The following is a 23,428-nucleotide window of genomic DNA, read 5'->3' as shown; positions in this document are numbered from 1 at the left end:
CGCCGCGGGGGCCCGCCCTCCGGACGGAGGACGGGGCTCTGCGGAGACGGCCTACGACCTACGGCCGACGGTACGAGTGCCCCACGCCGCCCCCGGTCGAATTCGCCGCACGCGGCGCACCGTTGAGCTCCGGCTGCGAACCCGCCTCGGTGAACGGTTCGGGCCCGCGCGCGGAGGCGCTCATCCGCTGCTCCAGAGCGTCGAGCCGGGCCTGGAGGGCGTGGACCGTCTCGGCCAGCCCGGTCTCTGCCGGCCCGGTCCTGCCCGCCGGTGCCGCGCGCCCCGCGCCGGAGTGGACCGGCATGTGGACGGGACCCGGCACGGTGACCCCGACGGCGGCCGTCATCGTGGGGCCGGAGGCGGAGATGCCGCTGACGGACACACCGGTCGCGGCGCCCGCGTAGGAGTGCGAACTCGGTGCGGTGGACGGGCCGAACGCGGTGTTGCCGGAGCTGCCGGGATAGGCGTCCCCGGCGTCGCCGCGGTTGGCCCCGAGCTCCAGCTCCCGCTCGTCGTCCGCCTGCACCAGACCCACCATGTAGTGGGTCTCGTCGGAGTTGTCCGGCTGGTGCTCGTCGATGTGCCAGATCAGCAGCCCGTCGCCCGGCAGCGAGGCGTCGTACCCCGTGCGCTGGCGGTTCTCGAGCAGGAAGTACTCGCTGCCCGGCAGCCCCCCGGTCCACAACCGGTGCACCTGGTGGCTGTTCTTCACGTCGGGCAGGGACAGCGTCGTGGAACCGGTGACGTTGGCGACCGTCGCCCAGCCCTGGTCGATCTTGCACCAGGCCGACGGATGCGTCGGGACGTCACCACCGCCGCCCCAGGAACCGCCGCCCATCAGGCACCAGTTGCCGACGCCCTCGGACGAGCCGTCGATGTCGTACAGGTCCGGGAAGCCGAAGACGAGGTGCCCCAGCTCATGGGCGCAGACACCGATCCTGGCGTCCTCGGGGATGGTGAGGTAGGCGAAGATCCGTGCGCCGTCGGCGTTGTAGGCGTCCGGCAGGACCCACTTGTGCGACCAGATGTCCCCGGGGTCACCGGTGACCTCGCCGCCCCGCCCCGCGTGCACGACGATGAACGCGTCGACGAACCCGTTGCCGTCGTTGTCGTACGGGGCGTAGTTGATCTGCGGGTCGGCGGTGATCGCGGTGTCCCGGGCCATCAGCTGCGCACGGGCCTCCCCGGAGGGCCGGCCGATGCCGAAGTTGCCGTTGGCGTAGAACGACAGCTTCTTCGGCAGCCTCACCGGGCCGACGACCTCGCCGACGATGTCGACCAGACCGTGCGTCGCCTCCCGGAAGTACTCCCGGACACTGCCGTGCGGCATCGAGCCGAGGGAGAAGAACAGCTCCTCGAAGTGTTCCTGAGTGGCCGTCATCTCCTTGTCGGCGAAGTCGGCGAGGATGACGACCACGCGTACCGCGCCGGTGAGCGGGGCGCGTTCGGCGGCCGCTGCGGCGATGGACTCCCGGGGTGTGCCCACGGGGAACTCGTCGGGTGGCTTGATCGTGCCGTCGTTGAAGCCGGGGTGGTGCGGCTCGCCGCCCACGACGAACTGGCCGCCCAGCGGCGAGGCGGACTCGATGCGCAGCCGCTCCTCCTGGAGCCGCTCACGCAGTTCGGGACTCGGGGAGACGGCGCAGAAGTCGGACCGGACGGCGACGGCGCCCATACGGCGGGGGAGATGGTCGGACATGGTGGTGCCCCTCGAAGTGGGAAGGTCGGGTTTCGGCCAGTGACGCACGCTGCCCGAGCCGTCGCAACCGCAGCGGCCGGCCGCCCCGCGCGGTCCATCTCCCCGTCGCGGGGCCCTCGGTGTGCATGTGCGCGCCGGTCCGATCCGAGGTTTGATGGAAGGGAACGCCGGGCAGCTCCGCCCGCGCGAAGTCCTCAACAGGACGGCACAACATTCAACTTCATCGGGTCGCCCCCGATCCCCGGCGCGGGCCCTCGCACTCACCACCCCCAGCGCCGCTCCAGTGACACACTCCTGTGTGGAGCACCCCCATGCCTGGCACCCCGGACTCGAACCGCCCTCCGCTCTCCGCCGCGGAGATCCGCACCTCCCCCCTCCAGGTCCCGCAGCACGACACTGCGGACCCCAACGGCTTCAAGCCGGCCGAACTGCCCAAGTCGACGGTCGTCCCCGTGCGGGCCGCGGCGGCGGGCGAAACGGCTGCGCCCGACCTCGCGCCGTCGATGCCGACCGGGCAGGACGGCATCCGACTCGAACCGAACCGCTTCCCGGTCGGCGAGCCCCCGCAGCTCGTCTTCGCCGGGCAGGAACTGGAACCGCTCCTGGTCTTCAACCCCGACGGCCGGCGGCCCTACGACGACCGCACCTTCCCCTGGGTGCTGGCCTGCCGGGTGTTCTCCGGCTCGGGTAACGGGTCCGGCGCACTGATCGGGCCGCGGCACGTGCTGACCGCGAGTCACGTCATCGACTGGCAGGCACTCACCGTCTCCGTCAGCCTGATCCAGGGATCCACCCAGCTCGCGAGCGCGGGCGGGACCCACATCATGGCCTACGAGCACATCGTGGACGTGACGTACAGCAACGCCGACGACGACTACGCGATCGTGATGCTGGACCGCAGGCTGGGTGACGGCTTCGGATTCTTCGGCTGCCGCACCTACGACTCCGGCTGGGACAACGAGACCGCGAACTGGTTCAACATCGCCTACGAGCCGCTCCTGCACGCCACGGCGGCGAACTTCCAGACCGGCTTCTTCCTCGACGAGGACGACTTCGACCTCGGCGGCGGCCGCATGCTGATCACCAAGACCGGTGACTTCCTCAAGGGCATGTCGGGCAGCCCGGTCTTCGGCTTCTGGCCGGAGGGCCCGTTCGTGGTCGGTGTGGCCAGCGCCGGCGCCAACGGCGGTGTCTTCGGCAACTACAACGCCATCGCCGGAGGCAACAACCTGACCCGGCTCGTCAACAAGGCCAGGGCCGACTTCCCCTGATCCACGGCCCGCCTGTGCACCGGCAGGAGCCGCCGCAGGAACGCGGCCCCTGCCGGTGCGCGTCCGTGCCGGGCGGGCCTTCGCCCGATGCGTGTCCCGGTCCCTTGCGTGCCTCTGCCCATTGCCCGGGCATACCTCTATGGCTAGCCTGTGTTCGTCATGCCGATCGCCTGTTGAAATCTCGAACACAGGCGCCTGAGACGTATAGGGAGGGGGCCGGTCGTGGGACGCCTCGTACCAGCCGTGACCCGGGCTCTCGACATTCTCGAGCTCTTTCTCGACGGGGACGGGACGCTCTCCGCCCCCGACATCGTGCGCCGGCTCCAGCTGCCGCGCACCACCGTGCACGAGCTGGTGACCACGCTCGCCGCCCGGAAGTACATCGTCCCGGTGCCCGGCCAGCCCGGACGCTACCGGCTCGGCGTACGCCCGTACCAGCTCGGAGCCCGCTACTCCGAGCAGCTCGACCTCGCCGCCGAGGGCCAGCAGGTCGCCCGGTCCGTCGCCGAGACCTGCGACGAGACCGTGCACGTGGCGATCCTGGAGGACACGGACGTCATCTACATCGCCAAGGTCGACTCCACGCACGCCGTGCGGATGGTGTCGGCGGCCGGGCGCAGGCTGCCCGCCCACTGCACCTCCGTCGGCAAGATGCTGCTGGCCTCCCTTCCGGAGCCGGAGCTCACCGCGCGGATCCCGGACGGTGCCGAGCTGGTCGCGATGACTCCCAACAGCATCACCGACCCGGCCGCGCTGCGCGAGGCCCTGGCCGAGATCCGTGAGCGCGGCCTCGCCGTGGAGAACCGCGAGTCCAACCCGGACGTGTCCTGTGTGGCCGCGCCGGTCCGCGACCGCACCGGGCAGGTCGTCGCCGCCCTGTCGATCTCCGTGCCCATGATCCGCTGGAGCGAGGAGCGCCGGGCCGAGCTGGAGCAGCTCGCCGCCAAGGGTGCCGCCGAGCTGTCCGAGCACCTCGGTCACCGGGGCGTGGCATGACCACGTCCTGGGAGGTCGCGGTGCGGGCCGAGGCCGAGCTGGGCGAGGGACCCACCTGGGACGCGGCGGCCGGCCGGCTGCTGTGGATCGACATCCTCGGCTCCCGCCTGCACACCTACGACCCGGCCACCGGGCGCCGCACCCTGCGCCGCACGGAACAGCACGTCGGCGCCGCCAAGCCGCGCGCCGGCGGCGGAATGGTGCTGAACCTGCGCGACGGGGTCGGCCTCCTCGACCCCGACGGCACCTTCCGCTGGCTGCACCACGAGCCGGTCCCCGGCCGCCGCGCCAACGACGCGGCCGTCGCACCCGACGGCGCGCTGTGGGCGGGCACCATGCGCTACGACGAGGCGCCGGGCGGAGGCACCCTGTCCCGCCTCACCGGCGACGGCACGACCGAGGTCGTGCTCGACGACGTGGCCGTCAGCAACGGCACGGGGTGGAGCCCCGACGGGCGGCTCATGTACTACATCGACACCCCGACCCGGCGCGTGGACGTCTTCGACCACGCGGACGGGCGGCTCTCCGGACGGCGGACCCTCGCCGTCGTCGAGGAGGACGCGGGCTTCCCGGACGGGCTCACCGTGGACGCCGAGGGGTGCGTGTGGGTCGCCCTGTGGCAGGGGTCGGCGGTGCGGCGGTACACGCCCGACGGTGAGCTGGACCGGGTGATCGGGCTGCCGGTGCCGCTGGTGACGGCGTGCGCGTTCGGCGGGGACGGGCTGACCGACCTGTACGTGACGACCGCCCGGGCGGGACTGGCCGAGCCGCCCGCGCTGGCGGGGTCCCTGTTCGTGGTGCCGGGGGCGGGCAAGGGACTGGCACAGCCCGCGTTCGCCGGCTGACGAGGGGCCGCGGCACGGGCGCGGCCGGGCCCCCGGCGCGCCCGCACGCGGGACGCCCGTGCCTCAGCGGCCCGTCCGGTCCAGCCGCCGCAGGATCGCGCGCTCGTCGTCCGTCAGCGGCGCCCCCACCGCCGCCGGCAACGGCGGTCCGCTCAGCGTCGCCAGTACCGTCGACGGCCGGAGCAGCCGCGTCGGCCCCGTCGTCATGCTCATCACGTCCCAGAGCGCGGACGCCGCGGTGTACGAGCCGGTCGCCGTGCGGATCATGCGGCGGGTGTAGGCGGTGACCAGACGGTCGGCGACGCCGGGCGAACCGCCACGCGTCCCGGGGTACCAGACGTCCTGGCTCACGGCCATCGTCCACGCGGACTCCACCGGCCTGGCCGCCCGCCGCTGCACCCGCCTCGCGAGCCCGGGCTCGCCGAGGCCGGACCGCCGCAGCTCCCGGCCCAGCTCACGGGCGCCCAACGCGGCCACCGACATGCCCTGCCCGTAGGCCGGGTTGAACGTGGCCAGCGCGTCACCGAGGACGACCAGCCGCTCGGGCCAGGAACGGACCTTCTCCAGATACCGGCGGTGATTGCTGGTGCTGCGGCTGACATGGACGTCGGTGAGCGGTTCCGCGCCGGAGATCAGCCGGCCCACGATGGGGTCGGGCAGATCCAGGGTGTACCGGTGGAACGCGTCCGGGTCGGACGGCGGTTCGCCGCCGCCCCGCGTGCCGGCGAGGCTGACCATCCAGCGGTCGCCCTCGATCGGCAGCACCATGCCGCTGCGGCCGGGCCGCCCCTGGTACGGGTCGGCCTGCACCATGGTGAGAGGGAAACGCTCGGCTCCCTCGGGGGTGCGGTAGAGACGGGTGGCGTTCACCAGGCCGGCGTCCACCGTCTTCTCGCGCACGTCGTGGACGCCCAGCGCCGCCAGCCAGGTCACGATCCGCGAGCCGCGCCCGCTCGCGTCCACCACGAAGTCGGCGGCGAGTTCCTCGTCCCCGGCCGCCGTCGAGAGGCGAACACCGGTCACCCGCTGCCGCGACCCGGTCAGCTCCAGCACCCGCGCCTTGCGTATCACCACCCCGGTGCTGTCCAGCACGGCGCCCCGCACCGCCCAGTCGAGCAGGGCGCGGGTGCAGGTCAGCATCCGCGGTCCGGGGTGCCGCCAGCGCCGGAACCAGCCCTCGGGCGTGAGGGCGACCATGCCCGAACCGAGCGGAATCTCGTGCGCCCCGGCGGCGAGCAGGTGCTTGCGCATGCTCACGCCCGGCACCAGGTCCTCCATGGGGGCCAGACCCCCGGCCATGAGGAGATGCGCGTGACGTCCCTGCGGCAGGCCCTTGCGGTGCTCCGGCCCCTCGGGCAGGTCGTCGCGGTCGAGTACGACCACCTCGTCCGCTACGGCGGACAGGGCCGCCGCGGCCAGCATGCCGGCCAGACCCGCACCGATGACGACAGCTCTACGCGACATGCGACTCCTCGCACTCAGCCATGAAGGCTCCTTCGCCCCTGAGGGCGCTCCCCGACGTCCGGCCACAGCGGTGCGGCGCACAACACCCGTGCGCCGGCACCGGTTTCGAGCCATACGGGCCTCGTTCCGGACAGCTCTCACCGTACCTTCACGTTCCGTGCGCGCGGCCTTCCGTGCGGGTCTCGACCGGGTATCCGGCCGGGCCCGGCCACCGTGGCCGCGGGGCAGACCCGGGGCGCGGTCAGCCGGTGAGCGACCTGCCGTCCGTGTGGTCGCGGGCCAGGGCGCGGATCACCCGCAGGTCCTCGGTGCGGCGCAGGGCCCGGGACACGGCGCCGATCTCGCGCAGCAGGTCCGTGGTGTCACGGGCACCGGTGCCGTCGTCGTCCCGCGTCAGGTGCCTGGAGTCGGCCGCGTCCAGGATCGCCGCGGTGGCGGCGAGTGCCTTCGCCCGGTCGGGCGGGTGGCCGAGTGCCAGGGCGGCGTCGTGGAACCGTTCGCGCCGGTCCTCGTCGATGTGCCGGGCGAGCGGGAGCAGCACGTCGCGGATGAACGTCTCCCGGCGGACCAGCCGCAGCTCCGGCGTCGCACGCAACAGGAACGGGACCCCGGTGCCGTTGACCGTCCTCATCAGCAGGTACAGCGGCCGCAGTTCGTGCAGGGCGAGCCGGACGTGCCAGCGGCCGTGCAGGTACTGCCCGGCGTGCGGCAGGATGAAGCCGACCGCGATGAGCACCGCGGACAGGCAGGCGAGCGGCGGGGCGACGGCGGTGCTCAGCCAGTCCAGGTCCCGCCCGGACCAACGGGCCACCACGGCGCTGATCTTGGCGGCGTCGAAGAGCAACTGCGCGGCATAGCCCACGCCGAGGAACTTCAGCCCCCAGCGCAGCAGCGAGTCGAGCCCGTCCGTGCGGACCCAGTTCCAGATCAGCCCGTTGGTGACCAGCGCGGCCACGGTGTGCGCGAGCAGGTACAGCACGATCACCTCGCGCATGTACGGGGTGTTCGCGTAGTACGTGTCGAGGTCCCGCAGCCGCTCCACCGGCACGTCCGCGAGGGCGAACAGCAGCCACATCGCGACGATCACACCCGCGTAGACCGCGACGACCCCGCGCATCGCCCGCCGGGTGCGGTCCGAGCGGTCGGACAGGCCGTTGCGCCAGGAGATGATCAGCAGCAGGCAGAAGGCGCAGAACGCGGTGAGCAGCGAGTAGACCCAGGGGCCGGAGAAGTTCGAAACCCCGGTGAGCCGGTTGACCCGGGCGATCGTCGACGGCGCCACGAAGACGAACACCGCGCAGGCGAGCAGCAGCAGCCCGCCGACCGCGCGCAGCATCGGGTCCTTCCAGAGCCGGATGATGCTGGGCAGTTTGATCGCCAGGGCCGCGGCCAGGACCCCCGCGGGGATCCACCAGAAGTTCGGATAGAACTGGTTGACGAACTCGGCCGGGGTCAGTGCCACCGTCGTCACGACGTCGCACCTCCCCGCGGACCCCGGTAGTACAGGGACCGCTGCACGGGCTCGAGGGGTGCATCGGGGTCGCGCCCGCCCGGCAGCAGCGCCCGGCACCCCGCCGCCAGCCAGTGTCCGAACGCGTCGGCCTCCGCCTCGTCCCGTTCCCGGGAGCCGTGCCGGGCGGCCACCGCCAGGGCGACGTCCTCCCAGCCGGGCCGGTCGGCGAAAGCGTGGGCCGCCGCCGCACCCACCCCGTGGTGATGCCCGTGTCCCGCGTGCAGATGCCACAGCTCGTGTCCGAGGATGACCAGCTGCTGCACGGCCTCGGCCCGTTCCTCGACGATGACGAGGTCGAAGTCCTGGAACTCGACCCACAGGCCGGTCACTTCTATCTCGTCGGGGAAGCGCTCGAACCGCAGCTCCACGGGCCGCCCGCCGCGCCGCGCGCTCATCTCCTCGCACAGCGCCCGGCACAGCGACCGTACGTCGGTGGGCCGCCGGGGTCTTTTCCGGACCGCGGTGGCGAGCTCGGCGGCCAGCCCGCGCATGGCCGGGCCATTGCATGAGCGCCTGAACGCGGCGGCGACTCGGGCGGCCCTGATCCGCGCGCCCGCGATGTCCATCGCTCCCCCTTCTCGGCCCCCGGCCAACGGCTTTGGCGGCGCGTCCGAGACTACGCGCCCGAAAGTGTGCGCGTCATGCGATCCGATGTCCGTAGTTCATCCGGGAACGACCGAACTCGCCCAAAAGTCCCGCGCGAACTTCATGCATGACCATTGACGCGCAGGCGCTTCGAATTTACGGTCCCGTTCGAAGTTGCGAGCGTCATTCGGGATACCGAACAGGCGAACAGTCGAACAGCAAAGGCAGGGCATGGGACGACCCGACCTGAATCGCAGGCAGCTTCTCGGCGGGCTCGGCGGACCCCGCCGCGCTGGTCCACATCCTCTAGTGGCAGGCGTGGCCCACACAGGCTCGGCCGGGCAATGACGCCCTTCCTTTTGGGGGCGCGGGGAACTGCGCGACAAGCCACGAACCACCCGCAGACGACACTGAACCGCGAAAGGCAAGCATGCACACCGCCCGCTTCACCCTCGACCCGGCCTTCACCGTCGGCGAAGTAAACCCCCGCCTCTTCGGCAGCTTCGTGGAACACCTCGGCCGCTGCGTCTACACCGGCATCTTCGAACCCGGCCACCCCACCGCGGACGCGGCGGGCCTCCGCCAGGACGTCCTGGGCCTCGTCCGCGAGCTCGGCGTCACCGCCGTCCGCTACCCCGGCGGCAACTTCGTCTCCGGATACAAGTGGGAGGACTCCGTCGGCCCGGTCGAGGACCGCCCCCGCCGCCTCGACCTCGCCTGGCGCTCCACCGAGACCAACCGCTTCGGCCTCTCCGAGTACATCGACTTCCTGAGGAAGGTCGGCCCCCGGGCCGAACCCATGATGGCCGTCAACCTCGGCACCCGCGGCGTCGCCGAGGCCCTCGAACTCCAGGAGTACGCCAACCACCCCGCCGGCACGGCCCTGTCCGACCTCCGTGCCGCGCACGGCGACAAGGATCCCTTCGGCATCAAGCTGTGGTGCCTGGGCAACGAGATGGACGGCCCCTGGCAGACCGGCCACAAGACCGCCCAGGAGTACGGCCGGACCGCCGCCGAGACCGCCCGCGCGATGCGCCAGATCGATCCGGGCGTCGAACTCGTCGCCTGCGGCTCCTCCAGCCAGTCCATGCCGACCTTCGCCGCGTGGGAGGCGACGGTCCTGGAGGAGACGTACGACCTCGTCGACTACATCTCCCTGCACGCCTACTACCAGCCCGAGAACGGCGACGTCGACTCCTTCCTGGCCTCCGCCGTCGACATGGAGTCCTTCATCGAGAACGTGGTCGCCACCGCCGACCACGTCGGCGCGAAGCTGAAGTCCAAGAAGAAGATCAACCTCTCCTTCGACGAGTGGAACGTCTGGTACATCTCAAAGTGGCACGAGATCGAGAACTCCGACGCGCGGGACTGGCCCGAGGCCCCGCGTCTGCTGGAGGACAACTACAGCGTCACGGACGCGGTCGTCTTCGGCTCGCTCCTCATCGCCCTGCTCCGGCACGCCGACCGAGTCACGGTCGCCTGCCTCGCCCAGCTCGTCAACGTCATCGCACCGATCATGACCGAGCCCGGCGGCCCGGCCTGGCGGCAGACCACGTTCTTCCCGTTCGCGCAGGCGGCGCGGTACGGCCGTGGCCGGGTCCTGGACGTCCGCGTGGACTCCCCGACGTACGAGACGAAGAAGTACGGCGAGACCGACCTGCTGCACGCCACCGCGGTGCGCGCCGAGGACGGCACCGTCACCGTCTTCGCCGTCAACCGCAGCCGCACCGACGCCCTGCCGCTCGACATCACCCTCAGCGGACTCGACCTGACGCGGGTCGTCGAGCACAGCGCCCTCGCGGACACCGACCCCGACGCCCGCAACACCCTCGACGACCCCGAGCGGGTCACTCCGCACCCCGTCGACGGCACGGCCCTGCGGGACGGCACGCTGAGCGCCGTGCTGGAGCCACTGTCCTGGAACATGATCCGGCTGGGGTGAGGAGCCGGGGCCCGGTCAGCGTTCGATGCGCGGCAGGGCGGTCGAGGACGCCGAGGTCGAGGTCGTCCCGACCGCCCAGTAGCCGTCCGAACCCGGCACCTTCGCCAGGGTGTTCATGACGACGGGGGTCGTGGCCACCGGCCCCCGCTCGCTCACCCAGGCCGCGCCGTCCCAGCGCAGGTAGTGGGCCCGGGTCTGGTCCCAGAAGTCCCAGCCGGCGATCCGGTCGGGCCGCCCCTGTGCGTCGGCGACGATCCCGTTGAGCATGCCGACGCCGAACGGCCCGGTGACGCCCTGCCAGGTGCTGCCGTCACCGTGCAGGAGCAGCACACCCGGGGGCTTGCCGATCGGGCCGCCCACCCCGTAGTCGTGGCCGACCAGCCACAGGTCGTCGTCGGCGACCGGCAGCAACCCCGTGATGGTCGCCCGGATGCCCTGGTGGGCGGGGAGTTCGGTCCAGGCGGAGCCGTCCCAGCGGGCCACGATGCCGACGCCGTACAGCCAGACGTCGCCGCGCGGGGTGAGGCGCACCCCCGAGGGCGTGGCCGCGGGCGCGCCGGGCGGTGCGGGGAGCCAGGTCCAGGTGCCGCCGTCGTGGTGCAGGAGCAGCCGGCCGTCGGAGGTGCGCCCGGAGAACCAGGCCCCGCCGCCCGGGTCGACCGCGACGTCCGTGAGGGAGGTGCCGGACCGGCCGCGGCCCGGGAAGTCGGTCTCCCGCCAGGTTCCGCCGTGCCACCCGAGCAGATGCGTGGCCCCGGCCGTGTCGGTGCCGATCGCCCACGCCGAGCGCGCGCAGGTCCCGGCGACGGAGTGCAGATAGCCGCGGAAGCCCGCAGCGCCGGAGCCGGTCCGCGCCCACGCCGCGCCGTCCCACACCAGCGCCAGCGGCGACCCGAGGGTGCCGCCGCTGCGGCCTTCCTCGCCCACGGCCCACGCCAGGCCGTCCCCGGCCGCCGCCACGTCCCGCAGCTGGGCGGCCGGTGCGCCGTCGGGCACGGGCACGGCCTGCCACGTACGGGCCGCCCCCGCTGCCCCCGCCGCCCCGGCGGGCACCGCCGCGGCCGGCCCGGAGCCCGCCGAGGCGAGCCCCAGGCCCGCCCCCGCCCCCACCAATCCGCCGATGAATCGCCGTCTCCGCACCAGGGCCCCTCCCTGCCGGCAGCGCTGAAGGGTCACACGGTGAACCAGCGTGCGGGAGAAGGCAAGGCGCGCGGACGGCTGGATCCGGTCACACGCGCGTTCCGGAGAGGGCAAGGCGCGCGGACGGCTCGATCCGGTCACACCGGATCGACGGGCACCCCTCCGGCGGCCGCGCCCAGCAGCGTCAGCCGTACCTCACCGGGCCCGGCCGGTGTGGTCCCGTCGGACAGCACCGCCAACGCCAGTGTGTTGGCGCCACGGGTGCGCAGAATCCCGTTCGGCAACACGAACGTGTGCTGCGGACCTACGTCGTTGACGTACTGGCCCATGTTCCAGCCGTTGAGGAAGATCTGGACGCGGTAGGCCCGGTCCGGGTCGTCGTCGAGGACGAGTCCGACCGAGGCGTCCACGCCCGGGGCGACGTCCAGCCGGAAGCCCGTCCGGTACCAGGTGACGCCCTGGCGCCGGTCGGCCCGGGGGAGTTCGGCGGGCTTCCAGCCGCCGTCGTCGTACTCGGGCAGGTGCCAGCCCTCGCGCTCCCCGTGGAGGCCGCCGTTGTTCATCGGCCCGCGCACGGGATCCGGTGTGGAAGCGCCCTGGATACGCCACGTCACCTCGGGGGAGCCGCCCTCGAAGGTGACGGCGGTCAGTCCACGCGCCGCCTTGTGCGTGTCGAGCGCCTCGCCGTCCATGTCGTGCTGCATCCGCCGCACGAGCACGCAGAGCACATGCCGCTCGCGCTTCCCACCCTGCTTGCGCCCCTTCTCCCGCTCCTCGCGAAACCTCTCCCGCAGCCTCTCCGGCAGGTCGAAGGCGGCCTTCGCGGTCCACGTGCCCTGCCGTGCCCGGTCCTTGTCCGGCACCGGCATCCGGTGCGTGCCGAGCGGCTCGCCGTCCATCCAGGCCATCAACAGGCCCTGTGTGCCCGTGCTGTAGGCGAGGGACACGGACTCGACGTCGCCGGCGCCGCTCCACTCACCGCGGTACCAGACGTCGCCGTAGTGGAAGCCGTAGTCGTCGGCGAACAGGACGGGCTGCCCGCCGGGCACCGGCGTGGTACTGAAAGTCGTCTCCTTGTCGGCCGTCGTCCAGTCCGAGTCGTCGAAGTCCGGCTCGGCCTCGGGGTTGCCGGCCCGCCGCCGCCAGCCGTCGAGGGCGGGCAGGACCGGCCGGGCCACGCCGGGCAGCGGCCGCAGGGCCAGCAGACTGCCGGAGGCACTGATCCGGGTGGCGACCGGGCGCCCGTTCCAGGTGACGTGGGTGATCCCGCGCGGCCCCCACACCTCGAGGCCGGTCTGCCCGATGGTGTCGCCGCGGAGATGGACCGTCGAGCCGCGCAGCTCGGCCGACCGCAGCAGGGCCGGGCCGTAGACGAGGAGCTGGCCGGACGGGGTCTCGTAGGGCCACAGCCGCAGCGAGGTGGCGTCGTCGGCGAACAGCACCAGCATCGGCGTGTCCACGCCGTCGCCCTCGACCCGCACCCGGCTCAGTCCGCCGGCGCCGAGCGGGGCGGTGATGTTCAGCTTGTTGAGGTTCCAGGACCACGCGGGCTCCGCGTCCAGCCGCATGGGAGTCGGCTCGTCGGGGCAGTCCAGTACGACCTGCGCGAGATCGCCCCGCCGGCCTGCGAACACGGCGATGTCCAGCCGTCCGGCGGTCAGGCTCAGCATCGGCTGCACGGTGGCGTGCACCAGCGTCCGCTTCCCGAGCTTCAGATCGGCGGCGATCAGCTTGGCGTCCCGCGCGGGGACCGTGACCGGCACGTCGATCCCGGCGTCCGGCAGCGTCATGGAGACCGCCTCGGCGGAGTCGTTGCGCAGGACGTAGAAGTGGGCCCCGGTGTCGGGGTTGGTCAGGTGGTAGACCTTGATCCGCTCGTCGGTGGCCCGCACCGCCTTCGCCCGGTGCAGCTTGGCGAGGTCGGGCACGGACCGCAGCAACTGCCCGATCTGGTGCATCGGGGCGAGCTTCGGGGTGGCGTTGCGCGCCTCGTCGAAAGCGGCGCCGTAGTCGTACGAGGTGTAGACCGCCGGCGCGGGCAGCCAGCCCCAGGAGGTGCCGCCGTACGTCATGTAGACGTTGTGCAGGGTGATTCCGTTGGCGAGGTTGGTGAGGTAGAAGCGCCGTTCGTAGACCGCGTCCCGGGTCCGGCGCGCCTCGGCATACCCCTTGCCGTCGAACGTCGACCCGCCCCACGGGTCGAACCAGCCCCCGCCGAACTCGGGCACGAACCCGGGCGTGCGCGGACTGGCGCTCGCCCCGCCCTTGCGGCCGCCGGCCCCGAACGACCCCCAGTCCGGCGGCACCTGCTCCGGCTCCGGATACCCGTCGAACCCGTAGAGCCAGCGACCCTTTTCACCGCCGGTGCCGAACGATCCCGGGGTCCAGTGACCGTTGCGCCCCTTGTCGTTGTGGAACAGCGGCACGTCGATGCCGTCCGCGCGGACCTTGTCGTACAGGTACGACATGTAGGCGCGCCCGGACGGCTCGTCGGCGTGTGCGTCGTACTCGTTCTCGATCTGGTAGAGCAGGACCGTGCCCGTACCGCGGGTGAACAGGCGCTTGGCCACGATGGCGTTGACGGCGGTCAGCCACTCGTCGACATAGCGCAGATACGTCGGGTCGGAGGTCCGGGCCCGTCCCTCGGTGGCGGTCAGCCAGCCGGGGAAGCCGCCGGCGTCGACCTCCGCGTTGATGTACGGCCCGGGCCGCAGGATCACGTACATCCCCGTCTCGGCGGCCGTCCGCAGGAACAGGTCAAGGTCGCGCACGCCGGTGAAGTCGTAGCGGCCGGGGGCGGGGGAGTGGTGGTTCCAGGCGACGTACACGCTGACGGCGTTGTAGCCGTGCGCGCGCATCTTCTCCAGGACGTCCCGCCACAGCGAGGGGCTCGGCAGCCGGAAGGGGTGCATCTCGCCCGACCACAGCACCAGGCGACGGCCGTCGACGATCAGCGAGAAGTGGTCGAAGCCGATCTCGTGCGGCCTGCCGTCCGCGCCCGGCACCGGCGGCGGCGGGCCGGTCGGTGCGCTCCGTGCCGGGTTGGCGGAGGTCGGCGACCCGCTGCCGGTCAGCGCGAAGCCGAGTGCCGCCGTGCCGGCCAGAGCGTGGAAGGTGCGCCTGCTGAGCTCCAAGGGAGCGCCTCCTGTTGTGCCTTGCGATACGTGGTGTGCGGTGCGTGTGCTTGTCGTACGGGGTGCGTGTGCTCGCTGTGGTGCGCGGTGCGTGTGCTCAATGTCTACAGGGTGACGGCGACAATGGTCCTATGAGGATCTCGGCACGAGCGGACTACGCGGTACGAGCGGTCGTGGAGCTGGCCGTCCGGCAGGGGGAGGGGCCGGTCAAGGCGGAGGCCGTCGCCACCGCGCAGGACATCCCCCACAAGTTCCTGGAGGGCATCCTCGGCGATCTGCGGCGGGGCGGTGTCGTCGACAGTCGGCGCGGCGGGGGCGGCGGCTACCGGCTGGCCCGGGAGGCCTCTCGGATCACGGTCGCGGACGTGATCCGCGCGGTGGACGGGCCGATCGTCTCGGTGCGCGGTGAGCGGCCGACCGGCCTCGCCTATTCCGGCACCGCGGAGCCGCTGCTGCCGCTGTGGATCGCCCTGCGGGCGAACGTGCGCCGGATCCTGGAGGGCGTGACGGTCGCCGACCTCGCGGCCGGGGCACTGCCCGAGCCGGTGGAACGGCTCGCGGCGGAACCGGCGGCCTGGGAGAACCCCTGAGGGGCGGCGCCCGTGCGCGGCGCGGTGCGTGATCCTCATTTCCGTCCTCGGGATGTCCTCGGGTTGTCCTCGGGTTGTCCTCGGGTTGTCCTCGGTCTGACGCCTTGGTGCAACGCACCCTATGCGCCCACCGGAGCCCGGGTGAATTCCCGCCAGTGTGAATGGCCGGAGAGCTACCTGGCCCGCCCCTGCCGCCCTGCGTACGATGCGACCGCTCCCGGCCTTCACAGCTCCTTCATGGAACGGTCACAGACCCGGGGGTGCATGCGCTGTCGCTTTGACATGCTCATGTCTATCGCCTGTTCCACCCCCCACGTACGGATGGGAGAACCATGGCCGGTGGCCTGCTCCTGAGCGGCGCGATCGCCGCACTGCTCACCAGCGCACTTCCCGCACAGACCCCGTCCTCCGGCGGCTTCGACGACCCGCCCCCGGACAAGATCATCATCCAGGTCGCCACGGTGAACGGTTCCGGCTGCCCGCAGGGCACGGCCGCGGTCGCCGTCTCCGAGGACAACACCGCCTTCACGGTGACCTACAGCGACTACCTCGCCCAGGCCGGCGGGAACTCCGACCCGACCGCGTTCCGCAGGAACTGCCAGCTCAACCTGAAGGTCCACGTCCCCGGCGGCTTCACCTACGCCATCGCGAGCGCGGACTACCGGGGATTCGCCTCACTCCAGAAGGGCGCGAACGCCACCCAGCGGGCCTCGTACTACTTCCAGGGCTCGCCCAGCACGGTGTTCAGGAACCACCCCTTCAGCGGCCCTCTCAACGACAACTGGCAGGCCACCGACGAGACCGACTGGGCCCAGCTGGTCTACGCACCTTGCGGAGTCCAGCGCAACTTCAACATCAACACCGAGATCCGCGTCAACGCCGGCACCCAGTCGGCCGACAAGGTCAGCTTCATGACGATGGACTCCACGGACGGGGACATCAGCACGGTGTACCACCTGGCGTGGAAGGAGTGCCCCCCGAAGAAGTCGTGAGGGTGTGAACGGGGGTGGCTCAACGGGCCGGTGGCCCGCGGGGCCGCCCCCGGCGGCGTCCCGGACCGGCGCCGGCCAGTCCTGTCCCGGCCAGGATCCAGACGGTGAGGGCGGGCAGCGGCATGAACCCGCCCGGGCGGTCGATCCCATCGACGAAGGCCAAGGAGAGCACCGCCCAGACCAGTCCGCCGCCGACCATGAGCGCGGTGTTGCCGTGCTCCCGCAGGACGCGCATGCCCGCCCCCAGTAGAAGGGGCATGAGAGCCCAGGAAGCGGCCGTGGTCACCAGCCACTCGACGGCGCCGGCAAACATCGTCGCCTCACCCGCCGCCGCTCTGCCGCGGGCCCAGGCGTAGCCGGCGGCCATCAGGTGTGGCAGGCGGCGGTGGCGACGGCGACGGTGACGGTGCCTTTGACAAGTCGTACGGACCGCATGGGGGAGGATCCCCGTTCCCCGATGAGGGCCGCTCAGCCCCGGGACGTCAGCGCCGCCGCGGTGGCCTCCACGAAGGCCTCCGGGTTGTCCAGCATGATGTTGTGGCCGCAACCGGGGAGCGCGACGACGGACACCCCGGCCTCGGTGAGGGCGCCCGTCCCGGGGAGCGGGCCGTCGGACGCGGGAAGCAGGAAGGTGCGGGGGATCCTCAGCTCCAGCAGCAGCTCCCGCATCGTGGGGGTCGTGCCGCGGGTGAGGTGGAAGGCGCTGCGGTGCAGGGCCTCACGGCCGGCCAGGCGCATCGTGGACCACCAGTGGGGGCCGACCCGGTCACGGACCTCCGCCCAGCCGTCCGCCAGGAACTCTTCCTCCGTATAGGAGGCGATGCCGCTGCTGCCCGATGAACCGGGTTCGCGCGGGATCGGGTCGAGGTTCGCGTCGACCAGCACCAGGCGGGAGACCAGGTGGGGGTGGCGGGCCGCCAGCACGATCGCCACCGAGCCGCCCATGCTGTGCGCGATCACCTCGGCGGCCGAGACACCCGCCGCGGTCAGAGCGCCGGCGAGCGCGTCGGCGTGGGACTCCAGGGTGTAGTCGAAGTGCGCCGGGCGGTCGCTGATGCCGTGGCCCAGCAGGTCGACCAGCAGGGAACGGCGTCCGGCCAGGCGCGGGTCGACCGCGACTTCCGTGAAGTAGGCACCTGACGTGGCGCCCAGCCCGTGCACATAGACCCGCGACGGTTCCTGCCCCGGCAGCTCGACCCAGCGGATTCGGTCGCCCTCGGGCGTTACGGCGGCGCTGCGCACGGTCGGCATCTCCTGCGGGCGTGAAGCGTCGGTGTCGGTGGACGGTCAACAGTAGCCTCAGCGACATGGAGTTCTTCTGCTATCACCGGGATCGGCCCGGGTCCCTCCCGTTGCGCGAGGAGCTGGGGGAGGCGCACTGGGCCTACATGGACCGCTACGAGGCGGAGTTGATCGCCCGCGGCCCGACCTTCGCCGCAGACGGGGAGACACCCACCGGCAGCGTGCACATCGTCGGCCTGCCGGACCCCGCAGCCGCCCGCGCCTTCGCCTTCGACGAGCCCAACCACCAGGCCGGGGTGTACCGGGACGTCCTGCTGCGGCGGTGGCGCAACCTGCTGGGCCGCACCATGTGGGACTTCCCCGGCGGCCGTTCGGGAGGCCACCGCTTCCTGGTACTCGGCCTCGGCGACGGTCCGGCCGCCGACCTCGACGTCCCGTCCTGCCGCGACGAACTGATCGCGTACGGGCCGCTGTTGTCCGACGACGGCGCCGCGTGGCTGGGTACGGCCGCGCTGCTGCGGGCGCCGGACGCCGAGGCGGCCCGGGCCGTACTGACCCGCGAGCGGTACGCCGGCATCGAGGTGCACGACTGGGAGTTCGGCGGGCGGCGGTGAGGGACGGGGGCCGCCCGGTGGACGAACGGCCCCCGCGGTGCGCAAGTATCTGACCGGACAGGTACTTTGAGGGTCCTGGTGGGGCCACTCGCCCCTTGAAGCAGACCGTGGAGGCACGACACTGCGAACAGGCGGGCGGCCGCCGCAGTTACTCGCCGGCGTGCGTGAGGAAGACGGACCAGGCGGTGGGGGAGAGGCGGAGCTGGGGGCCCTGCTTGTTCTTCGAGTCCCGGATGTGGACGGCTTCGGGGGAGGTGGCTATCTCGACGCAGTCGCCGGAACCGCCGCTGCTGTGGCTGGACTTCTTCCAGGCCGGTTCGCTGGTGCTCATAGGTCCCCTCGCATCCGCTGCAACAGGCTCATGGAGTCCTTGAGAGTGAGAGCCTGTGAGCGCATCCTGGCATACCGCATCTGGAGCATGCTGACCACCTTTCGGTCAGCGATGAACTGCCCGCTCTCCTGCCCTTCGCAGTAGGCGAACCACTTGTTCTCCGGGGTTTCCAGCAACTGTATGGGGCCGTCCAGTCCCGCGTGCGTGTCCTGTTCCGTGGGCATGACCTGGATCTCCACGTTGCGCAGCTCGGCGATCTCCAGAAGGTGGCCGATGAGTTCCCGCGTGACCTCGGTTCCGCCGGTGCGTCGCCGGAACAGGTGTTCCTCCAGGATGAAGCCGAAGGCCGTGTTCGGCCGCTGATGCAACAGCCGTTGGCGTTCCGCCCGTGCTGCCCACTGTGCCTCGATCTGGTCATCGCTCAGTGGTGGGAGCTGGTTCGTGAACAGCGTCCGTGCGTACTCCTCGGTCTGCAGCAGGCCCGGTACCAAACGGCACTCGTACGTATACAGCGTGATCGCCGACTGCTCCAGTGCCGCCCACCGTCGAAACCAAGCCGCCAGCCCGGGCTGCCTTTCCAGGCACCCCGCTGCCTTCCGTAACGCCCCCGTCCTGCCGAACACCTCCTCCGCCCGCTCCACGAACACCGGATCCGGCATCCGCCTCCCCAGCTCCACGGAAGCCACCGTGTGTTTGGAGAACCGCACCAGCTCGCCGAACTCCTCCCGGCTCAACCCCGCGTGCTCACGCAGGCCCTGGACCACCGCCCCGAACGTGCGCAGGCTGTCCGAGGACGCCGGCTCGCCGCCCGTGCCCGCCCCCACCACGCCATCGACCACCGTCGATCACCTCCCGCGCGCCATGGTCACGGCACGTCACCAGTACTGTCCAGTCGGTGACCGCGTACGCTGCGTCGGCGTACGCGGCTGCGACCTCGCGCAAACGGGTCGGGGGACGGGACATTGGGCGCATGACAGCACCTGCCTCTCCCCGGCGTCCGGTCACAGTGCGTGTGTTCGTGCAGCGGCTCAGCGCCACTCCCCGCGGCGCCCGCCTGGCCCGGCACCTTGCCGTCGCCCGGCTGTGCGTCTGGGGCATCCCCTACGGCGCGGACGTCTCCGACGCCGTCGGCCTGGTCGTCGCCGAGCTGGCCGCGAATGCCGTGACGCACGGGCGCGTGCCGGGCAGGGACTTCGAGTTGCGGCTGTCACTCGTCGGCGGCAGCGTCCGGGTCGAGGTGACCGACACGCACAGTGGGCCGCCGAGTCTGCCCGGGCCGGACGGGGTGGAGCGGTCGGGCCCGCTCGACGAACACGGTCGGGGTCTGGTCCTCGTCGCCGCGCTCGCCGATCGGTGGGAGGTCCTGGAGCGGAAGCCGTCGCCCGGCAAGACCGTGCGGGCCGAGATCGACCTGCCGGGGTGGCTTTCCCCGCTTCGGGCGGGCACGGCCGGTCCGTAGGCGCACAGCAGGGCGGGAGCGCAGGGAGGGGGCACACTTTCTCCCCTCCAGGCGAAATGAGCCGCCCCGCAACGGTGTTGGCGATGGAATGACGCAAACTCCGGCACCTCGCCTCCTGTCCGACGCGGCCCTCTCCGACCTGCTCGGTGCGCAGCGGTTCGGCACGCTCGCCACCGTCAAGCGCAGTGGCCATCCGCATCTGACCACCATGCTGTACAGCTGGGACCCCGAGTCCCGCATCGTGCGGTTCTCCACGACGGCCGACCGTGTCAAGGTCACACACCTGCGGCGCGACCCGCGCGCGGCACTGCACGTGCAGGGCGGGGACGTCTGGTCGTTCGCCGTCGCAGAGGGCGAGGCGGAGGTCTCCGAGGCCACGGCGGTCCCCGGCGACCCGGTCGGCCGGGAACTGCTCGCGATGATCCCGGCGGATGCCAGGCCGGAGGACGAGGACGCCTTCCTCCGGCAACTGGTCGACGAGCGGCGGGTCGTCATCAGGCTGAAGGCGGACCGGCTGTACGGGACCGCGCTCGACGTCGAGGGGTAGGGCTGCGGCACGATGAGCGCATGAACGCACAACGGGGCAGCACTGACGAACAAACCCTCGCGGACCTCGCCCGGCGACTCCTCGCGGTGGACACCGGCGGCTGGTCGCCGGAGGGGGTGCAGACCATGGCAGATGGCCTCGGCTGGGCCCGGGGCGGCACCGCGGATCATCCCGTCCTGGTCACCGGCCGGTCCGCGGGCAACGCCCGTCTGCGTCCGGTCGGCCGGTACGAAGAGCGCTACACCGAAGGCGAGTCGTACGTGGAACTCGCCGTGCCGGTGGCGAGCACCGCACCCGACGCCGCGGCACAGGCCGCCGCTTTCCGCGCCGCCGGGGAGGAATTGACCGCGGCCCTGGGGCGTCCGTCCGTCATGGGTTCGCACGGAGAGATGGGCCCCTTCTACGACAGCGGGCCGCTCTGGGGCGCCCCCTTCCTGCGCTGGCGCGGCAGTACGGACACCCTGGAGCTGCGCGCCGGGAAGGCGGGACCGGAGCTGGTCCTGCAGCCCACCGGCCCGGCGGAGAACTGGTTCTGGCGGCAGGGCCACGGCGAAGAGCACGCGATCAGCGGCTTCTTCGGCAGCAATCGTGACCCGGCCAACGCCGGCCTCGGCTTCCCCGGCGGCTGGACCGCCCGCAGCTGGGAGACCGTCACCCGGTCGCTGGGAGATTTCCTGGAAGCCCTGCCCGCCGAGGCCGCCGCCCTCGGCGTCGGTTTCGGCATGCCGTTCTACGGGCGGACCCGTGGCAGTGCGCCGCTCCTCTTCGACGTGACGTGCGGGGAGCGGCTGTCGATCGGCTGCTTCGCACCGGACGGCGTCGACGCGGCCTCGCTCGGCTGGGGCACCGTCGCCGAACACCCGGGCACCGCCTCGGTCTGGAGCGACGACGATCCGGTCTGGCGGGTCGACGCGGGTGGCCCCGGCGAGCCCAAGGGCCGTGCCCTCGCCGAGATGCTCGTGGCGACGGCCAGGGCGGCGGGGGTGAGCGAACCGACCGATCTGATCCTCGGCGGTGAGGCCGAGTACGTGGACGGTTATCACGTGACGTACTACGGGCTGGGTCTCCGCACCGGCTGATTTCCGGGGGAGCTGCTACCCCGGGGCGGTGATTCCGCCCCGGGGAACGGTGGTCGGCGCGCGGACCATTGACGCGGTCCGCCGACGGCGACCTGATCGTCCACCACTACTACGAAGGCAACGCGGGCGGCACACCAAGCTCGGCATCAACCTCCTGAACTGGAGCAGCGGATGGCCGGTCGTCGCCCACTGATGGGGCACGAGGTGATTTTCCGTCAGCCCTTCGCCGTATCCCCTGACCGGTGACGGGCTGATCCCAGGGCCGGGGCGTCGTATTTCTCGCCGGAAGGGCATCCGGGCGTGCGTGCCGCTGCACCACGATGCAGTCGGGCCGGACGGAACGGGGCGCTCCCGGAGGCGTCGGTCTGCGATTGCCGCACCACTGGGGGGAAATCTTGAGCCACGCTTCCTTCGACATCCATGACATCCTCCATCCCCTTGATCTCGCCGCCCGGCAGCAGTTGGAGAAGATCCCGGGGTTGCAGGCGGCGGTGAGGAAGTACCGCGGTCTGGTCGCGGACCGCCGTGACCGGGCCATGCTGCTGTCCAACGCGATCCGGCTGGGCCCGCGTCAGGTGCCGGACGTCCACAGACTGCTGCCGCCGATCTGCGCGTCCTTCGGCATCGAGGAACCCGAGCTCTACCTCATGCCGGGTCAGGCCAACGCGATGACCATAGGGCACTCCAGAACCTGCGTCGTCATCCACAACGAGCTGCTCCTGGACCTTCCCGAGGACGAGATCCAGGCGGTGCTGGCCCACGAGTGCGGCCACATCATGGCCGAGCACGTGCTCTACCGCCAGATGTCGATCGCGCTGTTCAGCGGCATGGGTTCGCTGGGCGGCAAGGCGGGCATCGTGGCCGCGCTGTTCTCGGAGCCCCTGAAGGCGGCCCTGCTGGACTGGTACCGCAAGAGCGAACTCACCGCCGACCGGGCCGCGGTGATGTTCATGGGAGGCCCCGAAGAACTGCAGAGAGCCCTCTTCCACCTCCACGGGATTCCCAAGTGGCTGCCCAAGGAGCAGATCGACTACGAGGCGTTCACCGCCCAGGCCGACGAGTTCGACGCGGCGATGAACGAGACGAAGCTGGACCGCTTCCTGCTGCGCCACATGGACAAGGAGATGACCCACCCCAACCCGGCGCTGCGCTTACGGGAGATCGGGCGCTGGGCGCAGTCCGAGACGTACCGGCAGGTCCGCGCGATCGCTCAGGCCGCGAAGACCCCGGCCTCCGCCGAGGGTGACCCGGACGACTGCGGCGGATGCGGCCGCCCCGTCCGGACCGACTGGCTGTTCTGCCAGAGCTGCGGAAACGGCCTCAGGACGACGGCGGAGGCAGGCGCATGAGCGCGTTCAGCAGCGAGAAACTCATCACCGTCGTGGTTCCCGACCTCGCGCCGGTGGCCGACGACGTAGTCGCCCACTTCAGGGAACGGGACTACGACACCGCCTGCGTCGCGGTGCCGGGCGGCGGACAAGAGGTCAGCATCACCAAGGGGGGCGTGTTCAAGAAGGCGCTGGGTCTGCGCACCGCGCTCAAGATCGAGATCCTGCCGCAGCCGACGGGGACGCTGGTCAGGGCAGGGGTGGGGATCTTCGGAAAACAGGCGGTACCGTTCGCGATCGCCATGCTCGTCACCTGGCCGGTCCTCCTGACTCAGATCTGGGGGCTCATCAACCAGGCCGGGCTGGACGACGAGGCGATCAAGGTGACCGAGCTGAGTCTGAACCGCCTGTCCCGGTTGGCGGGCGGACCCGACATCACCGGTGGACCTGCCAAGTCGTCCGACCGGGCACCGGGCTTCTGCCATCGGTGCGGTCAAGCACGGGCCGTCGATGCCGACTTCTGCACGCGGTGCGGTGCTCCACGCCTCGATCACATGGCAATCCCCTAGGTGTGCTGACCGGACAGGTTGGTGACGCGGCTGGCTGGGGTGTGGCCGCTGATTCCGGTGTGGGGTCGGTGGTAGTTGTACCAGTCCA

At 71.6% G+C, this 23,428-nt stretch carries 22 protein-coding genes and 1 pseudogene; 13 read left to right on the top strand and 10 right to left on the bottom strand.

Features of this window, described 5'->3' with window-relative positions:
- Positions 1-58: 58 nt before the first annotated feature.
- Complete coding sequence (locus ACIQU3_RS35815; RefSeq protein ID WP_403743632.1) at positions 59-1,699, bottom strand: M6 family metalloprotease domain-containing protein; 1,641 nt, start codon at positions 1,697-1,699, stop codon at positions 59-61.
- A gap of 311 nt (positions 1,700-2,010) precedes the next feature.
- On the opposite strand from ACIQU3_RS35815, the gene ACIQU3_RS35810 reads away from it, so the two are divergent.
- The 3 genes from ACIQU3_RS35810 (at position 2,011) to ACIQU3_RS35800 (ending at position 4,811) form a co-directional block, all read left to right on the top strand.
- The gene (locus ACIQU3_RS35810; RefSeq protein WP_403743636.1) at positions 2,011-2,970 is read left to right on the top strand and encodes a trypsin-like serine peptidase; all 960 of its coding nucleotides are present in this window, start codon (positions 2,011-2,013) and stop codon (positions 2,968-2,970) included.
- Positions 2,971-3,192: 222 nt separating this feature from the next.
- A complete protein-coding gene (locus ACIQU3_RS35805; protein ID WP_366715570.1) occupies positions 3,193-3,966 on the top strand; it encodes an IclR family transcriptional regulator in 774 nt (257 codons plus the stop codon).
- On the top strand, positions 3,963-4,811 hold the full coding sequence (locus ACIQU3_RS35800) for an SMP-30/gluconolactonase/LRE family protein (protein WP_403743639.1): 849 nt from the start codon (positions 3,963-3,965) through the stop codon (positions 4,809-4,811). Before ACIQU3_RS35805 ends, ACIQU3_RS35800 begins: the two co-directional genes overlap by 4 nt.
- 63 nt (positions 4,812-4,874) lie before the next feature.
- Here the strand turns inward: ACIQU3_RS35800 and ACIQU3_RS35795 are convergent, their stop codons facing one another.
- From ACIQU3_RS35795 to ACIQU3_RS35785, 3 genes are all read right to left on the bottom strand, one after another.
- The gene (locus ACIQU3_RS35795) at positions 4,875-6,275 is read right to left on the bottom strand and encodes an NAD(P)/FAD-dependent oxidoreductase (protein ID WP_403929842.1); all 1,401 of its coding nucleotides are present in this window, start codon (positions 6,273-6,275) and stop codon (positions 4,875-4,877) included.
- Between the two features lie 241 nt (positions 6,276-6,516).
- A complete protein-coding gene (locus ACIQU3_RS35790; RefSeq protein ID WP_403929839.1) occupies positions 6,517-7,746 on the bottom strand; it encodes a DUF6545 domain-containing protein in 1,230 nt (409 codons plus the stop codon).
- The gene (locus tag ACIQU3_RS35785) at positions 7,743-8,354 is read right to left on the bottom strand and encodes a toxin-antitoxin system, toxin component family protein (RefSeq protein WP_403929836.1); all 612 of its coding nucleotides are present in this window, start codon (positions 8,352-8,354) and stop codon (positions 7,743-7,745) included. The genes ACIQU3_RS35790 and ACIQU3_RS35785 overlap by 4 nt, the downstream gene beginning before the upstream one ends.
- A 449-nt stretch (positions 8,355-8,803) precedes the next feature.
- On the opposite strand from ACIQU3_RS35785, the gene ACIQU3_RS35780 reads away from it, so the two are divergent.
- Positions 8,804-10,315 carry an alpha-N-arabinofuranosidase gene (locus ACIQU3_RS35780; RefSeq protein WP_403743649.1) on the top strand — a complete coding sequence of 504 codons (1,512 nt, stop codon included), beginning with the start codon at positions 8,804-8,806 and terminating at the stop codon, positions 10,313-10,315.
- Positions 10,316-10,330: 15 nt separating this feature from the next.
- On the opposite strand, the gene ACIQU3_RS35775 is transcribed toward ACIQU3_RS35780, so the two are convergent.
- Entirely contained in the window at positions 10,331-11,455 is a 1,125-nt protein-coding gene (locus tag ACIQU3_RS35775; RefSeq protein ID WP_403743651.1) for a hypothetical protein, read from the bottom strand.
- Positions 11,456-11,592: 137 nt separating this feature from the next.
- Entirely contained in the window at positions 11,593-14,589 is a 2,997-nt protein-coding gene (locus ACIQU3_RS35770) for a beta-galactosidase (protein WP_403929833.1), read from the bottom strand.
- Between the two features lie 131 nt (positions 14,590-14,720).
- Here ACIQU3_RS35770 and ACIQU3_RS35765 point away from each other — a divergent pair, with 131 nt between their 5' ends.
- Both ACIQU3_RS35765 and ACIQU3_RS35760 read left to right on the top strand, forming a co-directional pair.
- The gene (locus ACIQU3_RS35765) at positions 14,721-15,179 is read left to right on the top strand and encodes an RrF2 family transcriptional regulator (RefSeq protein ID WP_385656193.1); all 459 of its coding nucleotides are present in this window, start codon (positions 14,721-14,723) and stop codon (positions 15,177-15,179) included.
- Between the two features lie 332 nt (positions 15,180-15,511).
- The gene (locus tag ACIQU3_RS35760; protein ID WP_403743656.1) at positions 15,512-16,171 is read left to right on the top strand and encodes a DUF4360 domain-containing protein; all 660 of its coding nucleotides are present in this window, start codon (positions 15,512-15,514) and stop codon (positions 16,169-16,171) included.
- A gap of 19 nt (positions 16,172-16,190) precedes the next feature.
- Here ACIQU3_RS35760 and ACIQU3_RS35755 read toward each other — a convergent pair whose 3' ends face one another.
- Together ACIQU3_RS35755 and ACIQU3_RS35750 are read right to left on the bottom strand one after the other, a co-directional pair.
- Entirely contained in the window at positions 16,191-16,538 is a 348-nt protein-coding gene (locus ACIQU3_RS35755) for a hypothetical protein (protein WP_403929830.1), read from the bottom strand.
- Between the two features lie 101 nt (positions 16,539-16,639).
- Complete coding sequence (locus tag ACIQU3_RS35750; RefSeq protein ID WP_403743660.1) at positions 16,640-17,413, bottom strand: alpha/beta fold hydrolase; 774 nt, start codon at positions 17,411-17,413, stop codon at positions 16,640-16,642.
- A gap of 65 nt (positions 17,414-17,478) precedes the next feature.
- Here ACIQU3_RS35750 and ACIQU3_RS35745 point away from each other — a divergent pair, with 65 nt between their 5' ends.
- Complete coding sequence (locus tag ACIQU3_RS35745; RefSeq protein ID WP_403743662.1) at positions 17,479-18,027, top strand: YciI family protein; 549 nt, start codon at positions 17,479-17,481, stop codon at positions 18,025-18,027.
- A gap of 148 nt (positions 18,028-18,175) precedes the next feature.
- On the opposite strand, the gene ACIQU3_RS35740 is transcribed toward ACIQU3_RS35745, so the two are convergent.
- Together ACIQU3_RS35740 and ACIQU3_RS35735 are read right to left on the bottom strand one after the other, a co-directional pair.
- A complete protein-coding gene (locus tag ACIQU3_RS35740) occupies positions 18,176-18,358 on the bottom strand; it encodes a DUF397 domain-containing protein (protein WP_403929827.1) in 183 nt (60 codons plus the stop codon).
- A complete protein-coding gene (locus ACIQU3_RS35735) occupies positions 18,355-19,197 on the bottom strand; it encodes a Scr1 family TA system antitoxin-like transcriptional regulator (protein ID WP_403929824.1) in 843 nt (280 codons plus the stop codon). The genes ACIQU3_RS35740 and ACIQU3_RS35735 overlap by 4 nt, the downstream gene beginning before the upstream one ends.
- A 131-nt stretch (positions 19,198-19,328) precedes the next feature.
- On the opposite strand from ACIQU3_RS35735, the gene ACIQU3_RS35730 reads away from it, so the two are divergent.
- The 6 genes and pseudogenes from ACIQU3_RS35730 (at position 19,329) to ACIQU3_RS35705 (ending at position 23,340) form a co-directional block, all read left to right on the top strand.
- Positions 19,329-19,817, top strand: a complete 489-nt coding sequence (locus tag ACIQU3_RS35730; protein WP_403743668.1) for an ATP-binding protein — start codon at positions 19,329-19,331, stop codon at positions 19,815-19,817.
- Between the two features lie 88 nt (positions 19,818-19,905).
- Positions 19,906-20,364, top strand: a complete 459-nt coding sequence (locus tag ACIQU3_RS35725) for a PPOX class F420-dependent oxidoreductase (RefSeq protein WP_403929821.1) — start codon at positions 19,906-19,908, stop codon at positions 20,362-20,364.
- A gap of 20 nt (positions 20,365-20,384) precedes the next feature.
- Positions 20,385-21,443, top strand: a complete 1,059-nt coding sequence (locus ACIQU3_RS35720; protein ID WP_403929818.1) for a hypothetical protein — start codon at positions 20,385-20,387, stop codon at positions 21,441-21,443.
- Positions 21,444-21,523: 80 nt separating this feature from the next.
- A pseudogene (locus ACIQU3_RS35715) lies at positions 21,524-21,636 on the top strand (arabinan endo-1,5-alpha-L-arabinosidase); the annotation flags it as partial.
- 202 nt (positions 21,637-21,838) lie between these two features.
- On the top strand, positions 21,839-22,792 hold the full coding sequence (locus tag ACIQU3_RS35710; RefSeq protein WP_403743674.1) for a M48 family metalloprotease: 954 nt from the start codon (positions 21,839-21,841) through the stop codon (positions 22,790-22,792).
- Positions 22,789-23,340 (top strand): hypothetical protein, encoded by a 552-nt coding sequence (locus tag ACIQU3_RS35705; RefSeq protein ID WP_403929815.1) that lies wholly within the window; start codon positions 22,789-22,791, stop codon positions 23,338-23,340. Before ACIQU3_RS35710 ends, ACIQU3_RS35705 begins: the two co-directional genes overlap by 4 nt.
- Positions 23,341-23,428: the final 88 nt, after the last annotated feature.

Origin of the sequence: Streptomyces sp. NPDC101110, assembly GCF_044759525.1 — a bacterium.
Lineage (GTDB): Bacteria > Actinomycetota > Actinomycetes > Streptomycetales > Streptomycetaceae > Streptomyces.
This window is presented reverse-complemented; position numbering and strand designations above follow the sequence as displayed.